Source organism: Ensifer adhaerens (assembly GCF_001270265.1).
GTDB classification, from domain to species: Bacteria; Pseudomonadota; Alphaproteobacteria; order Rhizobiales; family Rhizobiaceae; genus Ensifer; species Ensifer adhaerens_B.
In genome coordinates, this window is record NZ_LGAP01000014.1 from 107,105 (window position 1) to 125,198 (window position 18,094).

At 61.9% G+C, this 18,094-nt stretch carries 14 protein-coding genes; 9 read left to right on the top strand and 5 right to left on the bottom strand.

Annotation, left to right across the window (positions count from 1 at the left end):
* Positions 1-311: 311 nt before the first annotated feature.
* The 3 genes from AC244_RS20135 to AC244_RS20145 form a co-directional block, all read right to left on the bottom strand.
* The gene (locus AC244_RS20135) at positions 312-839 is read right to left on the bottom strand and encodes a DUF992 domain-containing protein (protein ID WP_053250594.1); all 528 of its coding nucleotides are present in this window, start codon (positions 837-839) and stop codon (positions 312-314) included.
* Positions 840-1,154: 315 nt separating this feature from the next.
* Positions 1,155-1,367 carry a hypothetical protein gene (locus AC244_RS20140; RefSeq protein WP_053250595.1) on the bottom strand — a complete coding sequence of 71 codons (213 nt, stop codon included), beginning with the start codon at positions 1,365-1,367 and terminating at the stop codon, positions 1,155-1,157.
* Between the two features lie 111 nt (positions 1,368-1,478).
* Positions 1,479-2,657: a glycosyltransferase gene (locus AC244_RS20145; protein WP_082366965.1), complete on the bottom strand. Its 1,179-nt coding sequence runs from the start codon at positions 2,655-2,657 to the stop codon at positions 1,479-1,481.
* A gap of 331 nt (positions 2,658-2,988) precedes the next feature.
* On the opposite strand from AC244_RS20145, the gene AC244_RS20150 reads away from it, so the two are divergent.
* From AC244_RS20150 to AC244_RS20180, 7 genes are all read left to right on the top strand, one after another.
* The gene (locus tag AC244_RS20150; RefSeq protein WP_082366968.1) at positions 2,989-4,314 is read left to right on the top strand and encodes a polysaccharide biosynthesis/export family protein; all 1,326 of its coding nucleotides are present in this window, start codon (positions 2,989-2,991) and stop codon (positions 4,312-4,314) included.
* Positions 4,315-4,360: 46 nt separating this feature from the next.
* Complete coding sequence (locus AC244_RS20155) at positions 4,361-6,634, top strand: GumC family protein (RefSeq protein WP_053250597.1); 2,274 nt, start codon at positions 4,361-4,363, stop codon at positions 6,632-6,634.
* A complete protein-coding gene (locus AC244_RS20160) occupies positions 6,631-7,551 on the top strand; it encodes a glycosyltransferase family 2 protein (RefSeq protein ID WP_053250598.1) in 921 nt (306 codons plus the stop codon). The genes AC244_RS20155 and AC244_RS20160 overlap by 4 nt, the downstream gene beginning before the upstream one ends.
* 4 nt (positions 7,552-7,555) lie before the next feature.
* Positions 7,556-8,863 (top strand): glycosyltransferase family 4 protein, encoded by a 1,308-nt coding sequence (locus AC244_RS20165; RefSeq protein WP_063934121.1) that lies wholly within the window; start codon positions 7,556-7,558, stop codon positions 8,861-8,863.
* Between the two features lie 201 nt (positions 8,864-9,064).
* Positions 9,065-9,742, top strand: coding sequence for a sugar transferase (locus AC244_RS20170; protein ID WP_053250599.1), 678 nt, complete (start codon positions 9,065-9,067; stop codon positions 9,740-9,742).
* Between the two features lie 441 nt (positions 9,743-10,183).
* Positions 10,184-11,704 (top strand): oligosaccharide flippase family protein, encoded by a 1,521-nt coding sequence (locus AC244_RS20175; protein ID WP_161807881.1) that lies wholly within the window; start codon positions 10,184-10,186, stop codon positions 11,702-11,704.
* Positions 11,705-11,750: 46 nt separating this feature from the next.
* Entirely contained in the window at positions 11,751-12,572 is an 822-nt protein-coding gene (locus tag AC244_RS20180; protein ID WP_234716988.1) for a methyltransferase, TIGR04325 family, read from the top strand.
* A gap of 33 nt (positions 12,573-12,605) precedes the next feature.
* Here the strand turns inward: AC244_RS20180 and AC244_RS20185 are convergent, their stop codons facing one another.
* Entirely contained in the window at positions 12,606-14,330 is a 1,725-nt protein-coding gene (locus AC244_RS20185) for an FAD-dependent oxidoreductase (protein ID WP_053250601.1), read from the bottom strand.
* Between the two features lie 276 nt (positions 14,331-14,606).
* Here AC244_RS20185 and AC244_RS20190 point away from each other — a divergent pair, with 276 nt between their 5' ends.
* Together AC244_RS20190 and AC244_RS20195 are read left to right on the top strand one after the other, a co-directional pair.
* Entirely contained in the window at positions 14,607-15,788 is a 1,182-nt protein-coding gene (locus tag AC244_RS20190; RefSeq protein WP_053250602.1) for a DegT/DnrJ/EryC1/StrS family aminotransferase, read from the top strand.
* Positions 15,778-16,578, top strand: coding sequence for a 4'-phosphopantetheinyl transferase family protein (locus AC244_RS20195; RefSeq protein ID WP_063934122.1), 801 nt, complete (start codon positions 15,778-15,780; stop codon positions 16,576-16,578). Before AC244_RS20190 ends, AC244_RS20195 begins: the two co-directional genes overlap by 11 nt.
* Here the strand turns inward: AC244_RS20195 and AC244_RS20200 are convergent.
* Positions 16,499-18,085 (bottom strand): hypothetical protein, encoded by a 1,587-nt coding sequence (locus AC244_RS20200; RefSeq protein ID WP_053250603.1) that lies wholly within the window; start codon positions 18,083-18,085, stop codon positions 16,499-16,501. The two genes, AC244_RS20195 and AC244_RS20200, sit on opposite strands and share 80 nt — an antisense overlap.
* Positions 18,086-18,094 lie beyond the last annotated feature (9 nt).

An 18,094-nucleotide genomic window follows, 5' to 3' on the forward strand; every position in this document is an offset into this window, starting at 1 on the left:
AAACACATAGACAATATGCATTATAAGAAATGCATTTCTATTTCATGGCGGGTTGAGAGAAAAACCCGCTCGGAGTTTGGCCCCTGAAATTCCGTTGAAGGCAGCTCGCTGCAAGCGCTGGAAGACCGGCGCTAGACGGAACGTGCAGGAGATGAATTCAGCCTTGCGGGAATGACGCTTAAGCGTGGTCGCGCGACAGGATTGCCCAGCCGTCACCTTCGACTGCGGCAGCGTGGCGATCCGGAAAGTTAAGACGTCGAAGAAGACAGGAGAAGCATCGGCGCGCAGCAGAGCCGCGCGCCGATCAAAAATCAGTTCACCGAGGTGAGCGTCATCGATGTGCCGGTGGCGGCGACATTGAGACCGAGCTGACCCGTCACGCTGACCGTCTGCAGATGAATGGCGCCGGCCGTACCGCCGACAAGAATGTTCGCTCCAACGCCAGCACCAAGCGTCGCCTCGGCTGTCGCACCCTGGTAGATGCCGCTCAGCGAGCCCTTGTGGTAGCCGGCAGTCGGCGCGAACACTGCCCAAATCAACCGGCTGCGGGTGGTGAAGCCAACATCCACGCCGAGCTTGCGGATCGCGCCGGCATAGTGGTCGGAAGCCTCGGCGCCAACAGTCGAACGGAAGACGCACTCGACTTCCTTGGCCGAACCCAGGACATAGCCGGCACCGCCGGCAATGTTGCAATCGAGGTAACCGATCTTCACGCCATCGCGCGCGTCCGGCTCCCGGTAGGTTTCCTTGTAGGTCGGCAGGTCGGCAGCATTGACAGCCCACGCACCGGCAAAGGCCAGGGAGGCGGCGGCAAGCGTCATCGCAAGGCTCAGTTTCATATGTTCGCTCCTTTTCGGGTCGTTATTGATCAACAGCACTCGGTCTTCTGGGAAACGAATCGAGCAACAGAAACGCCACCGTTGAACGCGGATCGGACATTTCGAAGGCACCGCGCCGGACACGACGCCCCGCATGCAAGTTTGCGGCGGACTGTTGCTCCCAGAGAACACCTAATCATGGGAACACCAATCGCCGATGGACACCTGCCGAACCGCAGCTGCGCCAACGTAGACGTGTGGTGCAAAAGCCTCATAGGGGAGAAAGATCCTGAGAAGAAACGGCCGCGCGGCCTCTCCGCTTCGTCCGCCTGCGCGTCAGCTTGTCTTACGGTCGAGTCCCGTCAACCACCCAATCGCCATCAGCAAGAGGATTGCCGCGAGCGCGCATAAACCGACGGTATACATCACCAGGAATTCGACGAGGCGCGGCACGAACAGGAGAACCTGCAACGACGTCGGTCGAGCGCCGCGCCACGCGGGCAACTCATCCCGATTGAAAGCCTCCAGCCGACGAACAAGGAAACGCATGCCTACCTCTTCCGGCCGGCAGCAGGCCAAAGCGGCGCGCCGGCAAATCCCTTTTCCAAAACGACAACCCGCGTTTTCGCAGGCTCGCAACCAGTCCGTTGCGCCGCGTGCTCAATGCAACGGCGTCGCGCCTTCGGCCTCGCGCATCTGGAATCCACCGATCGCCAGCTTTCCGTCACCGAACGGCAACGCTCGGCGCTGGCGAAGCTCGTCATCGATGACCGCCTGCATGCCGGCCTTGAACTTCCGGACACTGAACTGTCCCGTGTGCGCCCTGATGACATCAGGCCGAAACGCATCTTCCCGCGCCTCGAAGGCGTAGATCGCCTTGATCAGCGCATCGACGCTCTGCTGTTCGAAAAGCAGCCCCGTCAGATTGGGCACGACGGTCTCAAGCGCACCCCCGGCGCCAAAGGCAATGACCGGGCGGCCGCTCGCCATAGCCTCCACCGGCACGATGCCAAAATCCTCTTCTCCGGGAAAAACCAGGGCGCGGCAGCGTGCGAGCTTTTCCTTCAGCACGGCAAAGGGCGCGCGCCCCAGGAAGGTGACGGTGGGACCGGCCATGCGCTTCAACCTGGCTATATCCTGCTCCTTGCCGTCGCCGATCACGACGAGGTTCTTGCCCATCTTCGTGAAGGCCTCGACGGCCAGATCGATCCGCTTGTAGGGAACGATCTGGCCCGCGCAGAGATAAAAGTCCTCGATCTGCATCGAGGGCGCGAAGTCCTCCGTGCTGACAGGCGGGTAAATCACCGTGGCCGGACGGCGATAGTATTTGCTGATGCGCGCCGCCACGTGATGGGAATTGGCGACGAAGCGGTCCACCCGCATGCTGGTATTGACGTCCCAGGTCCGCAACATCGGCGCCAGCACCGGCATCATCATCCGCGACAGCAGGCCCGCGCTCGACCGATAGGCATGATAGTGATCCCAGAGGTAGCGCATGGGCGAATGGCAATAGCAGATGTGGGCCGCATGCGGCGGCGGGATGATCCCCTTCGCCGGCCCGGATTCGCTTGAAATGATCAGGTCGTAGCCGCTGAGATCGAGGCTCTCCAGCGCGAAGGGCATCAGGGGCAGCAATGATTGATAGTGCCCGATGGCGCCGGGAATGCGCTGCAGGAACGATGAGGTGACCTTGTGCTTCTTGATCGTGTCGGACACGCGGCCCTGATCATAGACCAGAGTGAAGATGTCAGCCTCGGGATAAAGATCGCAAAGCGACTCGATCACCTTCTCCCCGCCCCGCATCGATACCAGCCAATAATGAACGATTGCGACGCGCATGGCGCTCCCCCATTGCAACGATCCTGTCGCAGCATGGGGCAGACGGGGCTCGCGTGCACAGCGCCAAGATCGGTCCGACGGTGCATCCGAAGGAACGATCGCCCTACTCGAAAGGTTTAGCGACCAGCGGTGGCCGTGCGGGGTTTAGACATCGGCCGAGGCTATCCTATCCGATGGTGCCGCCGGTTTAGAGTCGCTCCCCTAAAGGGATTAGCCGCGATTAGACCGCAGGGAATTTACCTCGAACGTTTTGGGCCGACAATCAATCCGACGCGCCACGCCAAGCTGACCTGTCCGGCACCGTTGCGCGCAGGAACATCTGCGAGGCCCCATGCCCCATGCCGATCACCGTATCTTACATCGCCTGTCGTCCCTTGGCCGTGTCTCGACCCTGTGCCTGGCAATCAGCCTGAGCACTCTTGCTCCCCTCCATCAGGCTCAGGCCGAGCCGGTGTTCCGTCTGCAGCCGCAGACGAGGATCAAGGTCGCAATCGTCGAATGGGTCGCCTCGACGGGCGAGTACAAGGAATGGACCGCGCTCAACGGCGAGTATGTCGTCTCCCCTGCCGGTACGATCTCGGTTCCGCTGGTCGGCGAAGTCAAGGCCGGGGATCAAACACCCGCGGAACTGGCAGCCAAGATCGCCGACCTCCTGAAGGAGCGCACCGGCCTCAGCAAGGCGCCGGAGACATCCGTCGAAGTCGTCCGCTACCCCATGATCTACGTTACGGGTCTGGTCGACCGACCGAGCGAGCTGGAATTCCGACCGGGCATGACGGTGATGCAGGCGGTGGCGATGGCGGGCGGACGCGAACGCCGTACCAACCCTGCCGGCGGCTACTCCGACATGGAGCAGATCCGCTACACCGGCGAATTGAACCGGATGGAACTCGAGATGATGCAACTCGCCGCCCGTCGGGCCCGGCTGAGGGCAGAGTTCACGGACGGTGCCAAGATCGAGTTTCCCCAAGCGCTCAAGGTCGCCGATGGCGCCGCCATCCAGCAGATCGTGCGCGACGAGAGCACGCTCTTCGACGCCCGGGTCGAAGCCATGCGCCGCCAACTCGATTCCCTTGCCGAGCTTGGCACTCTGCTGAAGAACGAAATCGACGTGCTTGACGAAAAGACGGCCGTCCAACAGCGCCAGATCGAGATCGCGCAGGACGAGCTCAAAGGCATATCCAAGCTGGTGAACGACCAGACTGTGACGAAATCGCGTCAGACTTCGCTCGAGCGGATCGTCGCCGAGCTGCAAAGCGACAAGCTCGACCTTCAGGTGGCCGCAATGCGCGCCAAACAGAAACTCAGCGAGACGGAGCGCGACGCAGTAACCTTGCAGGGTCAGCGCCGAACCGAAGCCGGCCGCGATCTGCAGATGACAGAAGCCGCGATCGAGGATCTAAAGCTCAAGCGCAGCACGACGCTGCAACTGCTGCAGATCAACGGTGCTTCCCTCTCTCGTTTCGCCGATAGGAAAGCGATGGACCTGGAGCCGCTGGAGTACTGGATAACCCACGGCGGTGGGAACGGCACGGCCATCAAAGTCACGGACGCCACATTGCTGGATCCGGGCGACCTGCTCGACGTTCGCTCGGCGCTGACGGCAGCGCTGGACAACAAGCTTCTGACATCGGTGGGCATCGAACAGTCCCAATAACAGCAGCAGATCGACTGAGGCACAGAGTATTTCGTGGGGAACACCAATGGTCGTGCATGACATCTCAAAAATCGTGCTGGATGAGAACTTCGAGGCCAAGCGTTCGGTCGGCCAGGAGAGCATATCCTTCCGCGATGTTTCCGACTTCCTGCGGCGACACCTCGTTCGCATCGCGATCTGTGGCGTGATCGGGCTGGCGCTCGGCGCCTTCTACATTTTCAATACGGCACCGACCTTTACCGCGACCGTCCGTCTGGTGATCGACCCCGAGCAGGGCCGCATCGCCTCCCAGGATGCCTCGACCGGAACGATCATCATCGAAGCGGCCGAGATCGCCAGCGAAGTCGAAATTGTCAAATCCGAGGCGATTGCCCGCGCCGTCATCGAGCAGCTAGATCTGACCAACGATCCGGAAATCGTCGGCGGTGGCGTCTCGATCCGAGGCATGATCGGCGCGCTTTTCTCGTCAGGTGCCAAAAATACCGAAGACAATGCGGCTGACGACGAATACCTGATGCGGCGCACCATGGCCGCCTTCCTCTCGCGCGTCACCGTCCGGCGCGTCGGTCAGTCCTACGTCCTCGAGATCGGTTATTCCTCCACCAGTCCGCAAAAGGCGGCAAAGACAGCCAATGCCATTGCCGGCGCCTATATCCGGACAGGCATGAACGAGCGATCCGATGCTGCAAGGAGCGGCGCCAAGTGGCTGGAAAGCCGCCTGATCGAAGTCGGCGCGCAGGCGCGCGCAGCCGCAATGACCGTGGAAGAGTTCCGGGCCAAGAACGACATCACCACGGTCGGCACCACGTCGACACTCGATCAGCAGCAGCTTTCCGAAATCAGCAGCCAGATGCTGGCTGCGCGCGCCGCGACTGCGGCTGAGTCCGCCAAGCTGATGACGCTGCAACAACTCATGTCGAGAGACACGATGGTCGCCAGCGTCAACGACAGCCTCGACAACCCGCAGATCCAGAAGCTCAACGAAGAAATGCGCCTGGCGACAGCCAAGCTCGATAATCTCAAGACCCGATACGATAGCGGAAACCCCGCCATTGTCGCCGCCGAGGCGGATATCGCGCGGCTGGACGCCGCACTTCGCAACGAATTCCTGCGCATCGAACAGTTCTACAAGTCGAATGTCGAGATCGCCAAGACCCGGGAAAAGCTGCTGGAAAGCGAGCTTGCCAATCTGACCGCAGCGGGTGCCGGCAAGAACGTCGCCCGAGTCGAACTCTCCGAGATGGAAAGCCGCGCCACGACCTATCGTAATATGTACGAGGGTATTCTTCAGCAGCTCATCGGCGCGATGCAAAAACAGTCTTTTCCCCTCGGCAAGGCCCGTATCGTGACGGCGGCGACTGCACCGTTGGGCAAGACCTGGCCCAAGCCTTCGACGATCATGCCGTTTTCCTTGATGTTCGGACTGGCGACCGGCCTTATGCTATCGGTGCTGCGTGATGGCCTCGACCGACGCGTCAGCTCCAGCGAGCGCCTCCGCGCCGAGCTCGGCATTACATCGCTCGGCCACGTACCGATGTTCAGAAGCAGCCCACGTCCGCATCAGCCCCCGATCGCCTCCACAATGCTGCCGCTGCGATCGGTTTTGGACATGCCCTATTCGCGGTTCTCCGAGGCCTTGCGCGGGGTGAAGACCTCCGTCGATCCCGCCTTCCCCGCCAATGCGACTGCGGTCATCGGCGTGACCTCGGTCGGTCCCGGCGAAGGCAAGACCACGATCGCTGCCAACCTCGCCCAGCTCTACATGAACGAAGGGGCTTCGGTCCTGCTTGTGGACGCGGACTTCGTCGGCTCCCGCCTCAGCCGCGTAGCCACCGAAGACGGCGCGGGCTTCGGCATGGAGAGCCTGCGGATCCTGGGCATTCCCGGCCAATATTCCCGGCGTAGATCGAGTGAGGCGATACAGCACGTCGAGGAGTTCGACGGCAAGGCCGTGCGCTGCGTGCCGGTTCTGACGGTCGACCAGACACGCAAGGCCGCCGTCGCGCATCAACGTTACGGCCACCTGCCGGCGCTGAAATCAGAACTCGAGCTGCTGCGACAGCGCTACAAAGTGATCATCGTCGATATGTCCGGGTTCGAAGATTCCGCCGATACGCGCGTAATCTGCACCTATCTCGACGGCATCGTCGTGGTCCTCGGGCAATCCGACAAGATGACCGTCGAACGGCTCGGCGAGGCTCTTGCGACATTCGGCAAATCTCGCGTCGCGCTGCTCGGCGTCATTTCAAACAGAAGCGACGGCCCGCGCCGTACCAACATTCGCTGGGACCGAAAACAATGGCGCAAGTTCAGAAAATGATGCCAGCAACGGATAACCATCCCGACGTTCGTCCGGTAACGGTTGCCATCGGCATACCGAGCTGTGGGCGAAGAGACATTCTCTCCGCCGTCCTGCCCCTTATCGCCAGGCAGACCCGGCAACCGGACGAGATCTTCGTCTGCCTTTCATCGCCGGAGGACATGGACCCGAGCTGTACGGACAGGCTCACCTGCCCCGTCACCGTGATCCTGTCCGAACGTGGCCTGTGCCGCCAGCGCAACCGGATACTGGCGGCCGTGGATGCCGACATCATTCTGTTTCTCGACGACGATTTCCTGATGGCGCCATCCTATGTAGACGAACTCCTAGGGCTGTTTCTCAGCCAGCCTGATGTCGTCATGTGCACGGGCACTGTTATCGCCGATGGCATTATCGGACCTGGCATCTCAATCGACGACGGGCTTGAGATGATCGAGGTCGGATTGCCCCAACCTGATCAGACGGAGACTTTCGCGCCGATTTACAGTGCCTACGGGTGCAACATGGCTGTGAGGACCGCCGCGATCCGGCGCGGCGGGTTGCGCTTTGACGAGAACCTGCCGCTCTATGGCTGGCTCGAAGATGTCGACTTTAGCCGGTTGGTCGCCAAACAAGGCCGCGTCGTTCGGTCGAGCCGATTGCTGGGTGTTCATCTTGGAACGAAGAAGGCCCGCACTCCTGGCGTCAAATTCGGTTACTCGCAGATCGCCAACCCCATCTACCTGATGCGCAAGCACACGATGAGCATCCGTCACGCCACCGTCCAGATGGGGCGAAACCTGATTGCGAACTCGGTCAAGGTCTGGAACCCGGAGCCGTGGGTCGATCGAAAGGGCCGCCTGCGCGGCAATGCACGCGCATTCCTGGATCTGTTCACCGGTCGGCTGGCGCCGCAGAACGTCGAAAGGCTCGAGTAGTGCCATGATAGTTCAGCCGCCCGACCGCGTCGTCGTCATCAACGATCGTTCCACCAGGGTCGGTGGCGCCACGAATCTCGCCATACTCTCGGCCGAACTGCTCCAGCAGCGCGGAATCTCGGTCACGTTCTTTGCCGGGGACGGCGTGCCGGCCAACAAGCCGGCGGCCGACACGATCAATCTCGATGCGGTTCCCTTGCTGGAGCGACGGCGGAGCGACGCAATGCGTCTCGGCCTTTACGATCCGCCCGTCTACGAGGCGCTCGCCGGGCTAATTGCCAGCCGGGATACGCCAACGACGATCTATCATGTTCATGGCTGGTCGAAGATCCTGTCGCCGGCAATCTTCCGGGCGCTCGCGCCGGTGCGCGACCGCGTGGTCCTCCACGCTCACGATTATTTCCTCGCCTGCCCCAATGGCGGCTTCGTCAACTTCCAGACCCATCGCGTCTGTCAACTGAAACCGATGTCCAGCCGTTGCTTGACGACCCAATGCGACAAACGCGGCCTGCACGAGAAGGCCTGGCGCTCAGTGCGACATATGCTGCGCGAACATCTTTTCCCGACCAAGCGGGTGGCCGCAAACATCATCGTCGTGCACGAGAGGATGCGGGGCTACTTCGAGCGCGCTGGCATGAACGGCACCCGCATCGAGACGATCCGCAATCCTGTGCTTCCCTTCATCGACCCCGGGCTCCAGCCCTGGACCAACCGCAACTTCGTGTTCGTCGGCCGACTGGAACCCGAAAAGGGGTTCGAGGATGCAGCCAGGGCGGCACACCTTGCCAAGGTGCCGCTTCATTTCATCGGCGACGGCGCCGGTCGTGCACTTATCGAAAAGACGTTTCCAGAAGCAATCGTTCACGGCTGGAAATCCAAGGACGAGATGCGGGATATCATTCATGGCGCTCGCGCCGTCGTGGTCTCGTCGCGTGTACCGGAACCGTTCGGCCTGGCGGCCCTTGAAGCTATCTCCAGCGGCATACCGGTCATCCTGACCGATGCCGCATTGCTCGCAGACGAAATCGCTGCCCTCGGCTGCGGTGTCAAATTCCGCGTCGCCGATGTCGAGGATCTTGCCGCCACGATGCGCACCCTTGCTGCCAACGACGCACTGGTTCGGCAAATGAGCGGAAACTGCTTCAGGGAGGCGGCCGCGCTCGCGCATACGCCGGAAACCTGGGCGGACGCATTGGTCGACCTCTATGGTCGCGTGTTGCAGCGCGCCAACCGGAGCACGGTCGATATCCGACGGCACCAACTGGTAGCCACCGCGGCTCGGGGCGATCTGCGCAGTGGAGAGGCCGGATGAAACCGCTTCAATCAGTGTTTGAAACAAGCCGCCAGCGAAGGCGCTCCGTCTCCTCGCGATTAGGACGTTTACCCGGTGGCACAGCAATCCTGCCCGCTGCGTACCTCCATTGGACTAGGCCTTGCCCATCAGGATCGATTGTAAATCAAGGCGCCCGCTGGCAGCCTGTTAAAGGCGAACGGTGTTTGGGGGGTGAGAGATATGCTGTCTGTTTCTGATGGCGCTGCACATCAAAGACACACTGCGCGCGGAGCCATCGCAGCACGACGCGGCAGCAGATCCAAACGTCTGATCGACGTGACCATCTCCATCCTGGCGCTCATCTTCCTTGCGCCGGCCCTCGCGCTGATCGCAATAGCACTTGTCATCGTCGACGGCCGGCCGATCATTTTCCGGCAAGCCCGCGTCGGTGCGCAAGGGAAGATGTTCGAATGCCTCAAGTTCCGGACCATGCGCCGCGATGCGGCGGAAAGGCTTGCCGAACTTCTGGCGTCGGACCCCGAGCGAAACAGGGAGTGGATGGAGAAACGCAAACTCGTCGGCGATCCACGTGTGCATTGGCTCGGCAAGATCCTGCGGATGACATGCCTCGACGAATTACCGCAATTCTACAATGTGCTGCGCGGTGACATGAGCCTTGTCGGGCCTCGCCCGATCTCGCTGGAGGAAACCGAGAAATACGGCCCGAACCTGCACTACTACACAGCGCTGAAGCCGGGCATCACCGGCATGTGGCAAGTCAAAAGACGGCCGGAAACAACCTATGACGAGCGGGTTCAGTTCGACATCGACTACTACCAGTCCCGCTCGATCTACCTCGATATCGTGATCATCGTAAAAACGGTAGGCGTCGTCCTCTTTGCAACAAACGAGATCTGACGGGGGCGTTTACCAGATGAAAAAGATCACGGCCGCCCAAAAAACAAGGCACAGCACGACCACGGACCAGCGAATGGCCAGCTTCGTGTTCCATGAAGGCCGATTGGTCATGGCGCCCTCTTTGTCCAACGAGATCCGTCTCAACATCTATTGCGAGCTCCCCTCTCCCGCGCACGCCTCCAGTCGTTCCCTGACCGCGACCGGCCATGGAATTCAGGCGAACTGCGGGCGCCAACGTTCATGCGATAGCGCATTCTGGCGCACAAAACGGGCTATACCCGAATCATGGCGTCAACGCATACCATACCTTAGGAGTTGCGAATTTTCAGCAAAACGGGGCAATTTCGCAAAAGCCGGCATGCAAAACCTGCCACGCCCACATGAGCCCGGTGGCTTCTCATGTTCCCGGCAACGCCACTTACTCCCAGTCGTGGTGCAGTGATGTCCAGCTGGTTCGAGACGGCACTTCCCCGGCTGCGAAGGCTATTGCCAGGTTTCCCCCGCGTATTGCGCCTACCGCATCTGATCGGCGACGGCTTCGCTGCCCTGTGCGCCAAAGTCATCTCACAGGCCGCTCAACTGTCGATCTTCATCGTTGCGGCGCACGTGCTCGCGGCAGCCGAATTCGGCTTCTTTGCCTTTGCCTCCTCCCTCGCCATCTTCGTTCTCGTCGTCGCCGAGGGCGGCTGGGGCGAGTTCGTGATGAAAGGCGGCACTGAAAAGACCGACCTCGATCAGCTTGCGACCCTGTCGATTTTGTCCGGCCTTATCGCCACGCTCCTGGGGCTGTGTACGGCTGCAACCATGTTCATGCTGGGCCATGGCTGGAGCGCGTTGCTGATCGCCCTCTTCAGTTCCTGGTATCTGCCGGCGTCGCTGTCGACAGTTTACGACGGCATTCTCATCTCGCATGGTCGATTGCGAGGCCAATCCATCATCAGGATCGCGGCCGAGATCATCGGGCTGCTGGTGGCGATCGGCGGGCTTTCACTGGGGTGGAACATCGTTGCGCTCATCGGCGGGCGGTTGGCGCAACAGCTGACGATCCTGGTTGCCTCGATGATCATGCTGCGATGGTTGCCGCATCTGCGCCTACACCGCTCATACGCCAAGCAGGTGCTGGAGTTCTCGCGCCATATCGTCGCCAACCGGCTCGTGGTGTTCTTTCGCTCATACGCGGGCACGCTGGTGGTCGGCAGCTTCCTAGGCCTTGCTGAAGCGGGCTACTACCGCGCGGCGGAGCGGATCGTCGCCGCCTTCTCCGAGCTCATAGGCGAACCGGCCCGGATGCTTGCCTGGATCCTCTTCGGCCGCGTCGCGGGCAAGGACAAGGGTAACGTCGACCGGGCCGCGATCGGGGCGACGGCCACCACCTTCATGACCGTTCTGATGGCGATCTCGACACCGATCTATCTCGGCCTCGCACTGATCTCTGCAGAACTGATCGACGTCGTACTGGGTGAGAAATGGGCACCGGCAGCGATCCTCGTCGCAATCCTCGCCGCAAAACAGACGCTTTTGATCCCGGGCTATGTGACCGAGCCGCTGCTTTCGCTGAGCGGCAACATTCACAGGATGCCGAGGGCGGTCATGCTGAACGGCGCGATTTCCGTCAGCCTGATCATTCTCCTGACCCCGTTCGGCGCGGTTGCTACGGCGCTCGGACAATGCGTCGCCGCGCTGTTCTCGTTCAACATATCCATGCGGCTTCAATCGCGCGAGGGCGACCTTGCCTGGAACCGCGTTCTTCGCGACTGCGGCCTGGTGGCAATCGCCGTCTGCGCCATGGCGGCCGCCGTCTTTCTGTTCGGCCGGATCGCCGAAGCGTCGTCGCTGAGGCAAATGTCGACGATCGCGCTGCAAGTGGTTGCCGGTGCGGCGATCTATGTTGCCGCGCTCGCCATTCTGCAGCGATGGAGCGACGCCCTGCGGCCGCTCTTCGCGTTCGGTCGCCACGGATGAGAAACGCACGGAATAACGCAGGCGCGAAAACCACGGGAGACGCATCGTGCTGACCAGCGACATCAAGAACACCGCCTACCCGCTTCTGCGCAGCGCCGTGCGTAGCCTCAACCGCTCCCTGACGCCGCTGAAGGCAGCCGGCGGCCGGCTGCGATACCTCTCGCCTTTTCCACAGCGCTTCACCGGTGCCTACTCGTCGTTCGAAGACGCCATCGCCGCTGCCCGCTCCAACGGACTTGCCGGCTATGATCATGAGGAAATCGCGCAGGTCGCCTTCGACAAGATGTGCCAGGTCGCGCCCTGGGACTATCCGGTGCTTTTCTGGATGCGGCAGGTGATGGGCGAGATCGACGGTCTCGTCGATGCCGGCGGCCATATGGGCACGAAATACAGGGCATTCCGCGACCTTCTCTCTCTCGAGGGGTCCTTCCGATGGGTTGTCTACGACCTGCCGGCCATCGTCCAAGCGGGCCGACGCAGGGCCGAGCAGGACGAGCTCGACAATCTGCATTTCGTCGACCGTATCGGCGATGCCGGCCCTGTGCCGTTGTTTCTCGGCTCAGGGCTGCTGCAATATCTCGATATCCAGTTGTCAGACTTGCTGGGGCGGATGCCCGCCCTGCCGCGTCACCTCCTGCTCAACAAGGTAGCCCTCAGAGAGGGCGGCGCCATCGTGACGCTCGAGCGTATCGGCAAAGCGATCGTGCCTTACCAGATGCGCGACGAAGAGGCCATTCGCCGTGATGTCGAGCGGCTCGGCTACCACCTCGTCGACCGCTGGACTATCCCGTCGCTCGCGCACGTGATCGAGACACATCCCGAACTGGGGCCGAGCGAAAGCGCCGGTTTCTATTTCCGACTGCAATGACGACCAGACGCTAATAGCGGAAGGGGGCCGGCATCAAAGCCCGGGTGCGGCAGCGGCTTCTTCAGTGACCGCGCGAGGCGTCAACGTCGCTGCCGAACGTTTTTCCAGCCGCATTTTCAGATGGTCGGCGAGACGCATCGCCAGGCCAAGCGTCATCAATGTCGGGTTGGCGTGACCAGGCGTTGGAAAGATTGAGCTGCCGGCGACAAAAAGCCCCTCCACCCCGTGCACCATGGCATTCGGATCGACGACGCTGGTCGCCGGGTCGCTTCCCATGCGCGTCGTGCAGGACGGATGCGCCATATCGGTGAACGCGGCCTTCCCATCGTCATCCCAGGCTATCCAGTCGGCCAGACGCGGCTGTGGAAGGCCATTGCGTCCGAATTCGGAGGCCAGTGCCCGCGCAAGCCGCTTGACGCTCTGCACCTCTGTGGGGCCGATTTTCCAGGCGACCCGCGGCAGCGGCACGCCGAGTGTATCCCGTTGATCCGCGAGGGTGATGCGGCTCTCCGCGTCGAGCTTCTGCTCGACCATAACATCGAAGCGCAGCTCGTCGGATCTGTGCATCATTCCCCGCTTTTGTACCATCCGGCGGAAGGTGCCCTTCGCCAGGAAGGCAGGCGACCTGGCGACGACGGCAAGATCGCTCGCAAGCCGCGTGCGATCGCCCCGCATCAGTCGCTTCAGTGCCGCCCAGGGGTCGCTCGCCGAATGGACCTGCACAGGATAGGCAGCACAGTTGACGAGCGCCTCGCGTCTTTGCACGGTCGGGCTGAGGCGCAGACCATGGAGATAGAACCGGGTCGCCCCTTCCTCGGACAGGCCGTAGAAGTTGAAGTGGCGTGCCACCGCGTCGATATCCCGCCGGTCAAACCGGAGAAGCGTCGAGCGCGGGTGATCGGCGAGGTAGCGCCCAACGACACCTCTGCCGTTGCCGACGCCGCCTGGCATGACCGATGTCGAAGCCAGCAACAGGCGCGCGTTCTCGATACCGCCTGTGCACAGAACGACCGCCTCGGGCCGCACGCTTGCACCGGCTCCGTCCAGGCTGCGAAGATCGAGCGAGGCGACGCGCCTGCCGCTCTCATCGAGATGGATCGCCGTGACAGTCGCATGCGTCAGGATGTCAATGTTCGGGGTCACCAGCTCTGCCGCCACATTGGCAAACCGCATGGGCTCGCCCCGCCGATCGCGCTCATGGCTGAATTGCCAGAAGAAGGGGCGAAGGAGATCGCGGTCGAAGCCGCGTTCGTCCGGCGGCGAATGCAGCCGGCCAAACAGCCTCTCGTCATAGAGATTGGGTCCAAGATTGAGCAGGCGCGCCGCGCGATCAAGCGCTGGCGCCAGACTTTCGCGCGTCATCGGCCAACCGGATACCGGCAGCCACGACCGTCGCTCGAAATCGATTTCGTCGAAGCTCGCGCATTTGCCGATCCAGGTATGCGTGCTGCCGCCGAGCACTCGGTTGCGTAACTCGAAAGGGGGGATGTCATTCAGCCAGGCGAGGCTGCCGTTATAGCCCCGGCCGGGACTTTCGACACCGTCGCGGGCAAAAGGCTCGCCGACATTAACGACGGAATTCAGCGTCTGCTGCGCTGCTGCGAAGTCGGTGCCACCGCTTTCGATGATCAGCACCCGACAACGGCTGTTGGCCAGTTCCCGGGCTATCGTCAGGCCGACGGGGCCGCCGCCGACGATCGCTACATCCGGACGAAACTCGGTGTCTGGGGTGATTGATCGGAGGTCACGGATCGGCATGCAAAGAACTCCCGCGTGCTACATATCGGTCATAGCACCAGCGCTATCGCGCCGAAATCTCCCAATATGCATAGGGGAGTAGGGCAACTACTGATTTCGGCTAGCTGGAGCCTGCACACTTTGTTCAGGCGCTGGCCGGAAGTCCATTTTGAAACGATGTCGCGACGCGACTAGGCTTATTCATTGGGGCCGGTACCCAGCAGGCGATTTGTCTTCATCCCTGAACGCCGATGGTCGGCGTAGCGCGGAGAGCCGGCGAGGATCGGAGAGCACAGGATGGCGCGCGTAGGTATCAGGGAATGGTTGGCACTTGCTCCGGTGTTTGCATCGGGCAAACTGGCCCGCTTCAGCAGTGGCGGCAACGGGCCGCTCACGCGGTTCGAAGCGGATTTCGCCGCCAAGTTCGGCGTAGGCCATGTTCTGACGGTCAGCAGCGGCACCGGCGCATTGATCGCGGCACTGGCTGCGGCCGGGATCGGCCCGGGCGACGAGGTGCTGGTGCCGGCCTATACCTGGATCGCGACGGCCGGTGCGGCACTGGCCGTCGGCGCTGTGCCCATCATCGTCGATATCGACGAGACGCTGACGATGGATCCGGCAGATATCCTGCGAAAGATCACGCCCTATACGCGCGCCATCGTGCCCGTGCACATGGCCAACATGGTGTGCGACATGGACAGCATCATGCCGATCGCCCGCCAGCATGGGCTCGTCGTCATCGAGGATGCCTGCCAGGCCGTCGGCCTGACCTACAAGGGGGTGCGCGTGGGCACGATCGGCGATGCCGGCGCCTTCAGCTTCAACCAGTTCAAGAACATCAATATCGGCGAAGGCGGGGCAGTCGTGACCAACGACGACCAACTCTTTGCAAGGGCCCGCATGTATCACGACATCGGCGCGCTGTTTCGCGGCCACCTCGACAATGCCAACGAGCCGCCCATGCTCGGCGTCAATCTCAAGGCCAGCCAGATCCAGGGCGCCATGCTGAACGTGCAGTTGAAGAAGCTGGATCCGATGATCCGTCGCATGCGTCGTCGCTACGATGCGATTGCCGGGATCCTCTCGGCCAGCAATGCGATGCGCATCGGCCCGCACAACGATCAGGACCATGCCGCCGGCCTGCACGTGATCTTCGACACCGCCGAGGAGGCCCGGGCCTTTGCCGCCGAAAACAAGCGCGGGGTCTACCGCCTCTACGATTCCAGCCGGCACGTCTACAGCAACTGGTTGCCGGTGCTGGAGCAGCGCACGGCAAATCCGAAGATGAACCCTTATGCCTGGGCGTCCCGCAAGATCGAGTACTCGCCGGATATGTGCCCGCGCTCGCTGGATATCCTGAAGAGGACGTGCCGCATCGGGCTTGGCGAGAATTATCCCTTACCGCTCATGACCTACTTCGCCCGACGCATGCTGCGCCAGCGGCCCGCTTCGAAGGGGAGCCTCGTCTATGCGACCTAGCCTGGACCGGATCGGTCCCAACTTCATCGATATCTGGCGCTGGAACCTCGACCCGGCCCCGGGCGAAATCGACCCGTTATTCCCAACGCTGAGCGGCGAGGAAAAGGCACGAGCCTCACGCTTCGTGCATCCGGAACACCGCCAACGTTTCATCGCCGGACGTGCCGGCCTACGCCTCGTGCTTGGCCACTACCTCCATGTTCCGCCACACCGCATCGGTCTGACCTATAACGTCTTCGGCAAGCCGCGCATCGCCGGCGCATCAGAGTTGCTGCATTTCAACCTCAGCCACAGCGCCGCCGTGGCGATGCTGGCGGTTTCCGACCATTACCCTGTGGGGATCGATATCGAAGCGATCAAACCTCTGGAAGAGGATATTACCGGGCATTTCTTTTCGAAGCGCGAGTGCAATGCTCTGGCCGCGTTCGACGGCGACGACTATCTGCACGCGTTCTATCGCTGCTGGACGCGGAAGGAAGCTTTCGTGAAGGCCCACGGCGCCGGACTGTCGCTGCCACTCGACTCCTTCGACGTCACCGTCGACGCGACCTCCCGCCCAAAGCTCGAATCCCTGGATGGAGATAGGGACGCGCCGCTGAACTGGAGCCTATTTGATGTCGCGACCCCGCCTGGGTTCGCCGGCACCTTGGCGGCGCTGACCCTCGGCAACGCCGTCCATCTTCGTTACTGGAATGATGATGTGCTCGCGCTCAAAGCGTCAGTCGCGCATCCAGCACATAGCGATCCCCGGCAGCGTCAAAATGGTGGCAACCGAGCAATCCGGGTTTGAAATCAGGCTTGATCGTTCTGATGCACCGTTCCCGATAGTTCTCCAGGTCCAGCTGCTCGATCTCCATGATGTTCAGCCCATAGCCGTAAATGCCGTGGGCATTGTGCTGGGACGGGCGGAAGACACGGCCCTCGCGGGCGAAGATCCGGCCGGCATTGCGCGCAAATGTGCTGCCGAGCACCACCGGATTGCGCTTGTGCGGCGTAATGCGCGCCAGCCCCGGCCCGTCGACTTCAAAGATATGAAGCTCGCTGCAATGGTCCTCATAGGCGTGGAACTCGGAGAGGTTCGTAAACAGCCACCACCGCCCGTCATGGCGGGTCAGCACACTGTCGGCGGCGGACAGGCCGTTGAGCGCCGTTGCGTGCAGCTCCCACTTCAGCGGAAACTCGACACAGCGCCAGATTTCGATGCGCTTGGATTGATGCGTCTCCGGCATCATGAAGATGTCCTCGCCGTCGCGGAAGACGAACGGATAGGACAGATGATAGTCGCAGTTCAGCGCGATCCCCACGGGCTCGAGGCGGTCGCCGTCGAAGCGGCCCACAGCAATATGCGCCTTGCGGTCTCCGTTGGCATAGGCCTCGTAGAACAGGTAGCACTCGCCTTCATGCTGGAGCAGGAACGGATCCGCCTTGATATCCGTCGACGTCGGCGGGATCTCGACGGAAACGCCCGGCTCGAAATCGTCGATACGGCCGCTCCCGGTAAAGAGCGTCCAGACGGCCGACCCGGTCCCGGCCTTGTGTTGCACTGCCTTCTTCACTCGCCCGGCGAGGTGGCCGCTGAGGATGCCGAGATACCGGGCCAACTCGTCGATCGACGGCGGCGAGGCTGGCCGGCGCGTCGGCAGCGGTGTCGTGATCAGCTCACCGGTATCGGCCAGTCGCGCCAGTTCGCGCAACAGCAGGGTAGCGGCGCGTTCCTTGACAAAATTGATGTTTCTGACCGCGCTGAACTTGATGTTGAAGGAGGACGAAGCGATGGCAACGGACGACGCTGATGCCCCGAGACGAACGTAGAGCGCCAGGTCCACGGCCGGCGCGCCGCTGACCACCTCGAGATAGCTGAACCACTCGCCCGCTCCCGATTTCTGATCGGAGAAAGAGAGCGCCCATTCGCCATAGGGCAGCTCGCGCACAGCGTCGTCAGGCAGGCCATTCGGCGTCATGCGGATCACCAGATCGAGACCAAGCTCCGCCACTTGCGCCTGCGCGGCGCCGTGTTGCGATGTCGCCAGTGGCACGATCCGTTGTTTGTGCGCATCGAAGTTGCAGGGATTGTATACTGCCTGGCGGCCGAACGCCGCCTGCTCGAGCCGATGCGCAAGCTTGAAGAGCACGGAACTCCGGCCGGACCCATATGGCGCCGGGTGAGCAAGCAAGGCGGTTAAGGAATATCGCGGATCGGCAACGATCCGATCAAAGACCATCAGTTGCCAATTCTCGAATTGCTCGTTCTGTTCGACCAGGATGCCGATGCGCAATGGGAGGCTTGTGACACGCATGAATGTTGC

Coding starts and splice junctions, on each gene's coding strand:
- AC244_RS20135 (WP_053250594.1), bottom strand. CDS start 839: ATGAAACTGAGCCTTGCGATGACGCTTGCCGCCGCCTCCCTGGCCTTT.
- AC244_RS20140 (WP_053250595.1), bottom strand. CDS start 1,367: ATGCGTTTCCTTGTTCGTCGGCTGGAGGCTTTCAATCGGGATGAGTTG.
- AC244_RS20145 (WP_082366965.1), bottom strand. CDS start 2,657: ATGCGCGTCGCAATCGTTCATTATTGGCTGGTATCGATGCGGGGCGGG.
- AC244_RS20150 (WP_082366968.1), top strand. CDS start 2,989: ATGCCCCATGCCGATCACCGTATCTTACATCGCCTGTCGTCCCTTGGC.
- AC244_RS20155 (WP_053250597.1), top strand. CDS start 4,361: ATGGTCGTGCATGACATCTCAAAAATCGTGCTGGATGAGAACTTCGAG.
- AC244_RS20160 (WP_053250598.1), top strand. CDS start 6,631: ATGATGCCAGCAACGGATAACCATCCCGACGTTCGTCCGGTAACGGTT.
- AC244_RS20165 (WP_063934121.1), top strand. CDS start 7,556: ATGATAGTTCAGCCGCCCGACCGCGTCGTCGTCATCAACGATCGTTCC.
- AC244_RS20170 (WP_053250599.1), top strand. CDS start 9,065: ATGCTGTCTGTTTCTGATGGCGCTGCACATCAAAGACACACTGCGCGC.
- AC244_RS20175 (WP_161807881.1), top strand. CDS start 10,184: ATGTCCAGCTGGTTCGAGACGGCACTTCCCCGGCTGCGAAGGCTATTG.
- AC244_RS20185 (WP_053250601.1), bottom strand. CDS start 14,330: ATGCCGATCCGTGACCTCCGATCAATCACCCCAGACACCGAGTTTCGT.
- AC244_RS20190 (WP_053250602.1), top strand. CDS start 14,607: ATGGCGCGCGTAGGTATCAGGGAATGGTTGGCACTTGCTCCGGTGTTT.
- AC244_RS20195 (WP_063934122.1), top strand. CDS start 15,778: ATGCGACCTAGCCTGGACCGGATCGGTCCCAACTTCATCGATATCTGG.
- AC244_RS20200 (WP_053250603.1), bottom strand. CDS start 18,085: ATGCGTGTCACAAGCCTCCCATTGCGCATCGGCATCCTGGTCGAACAG.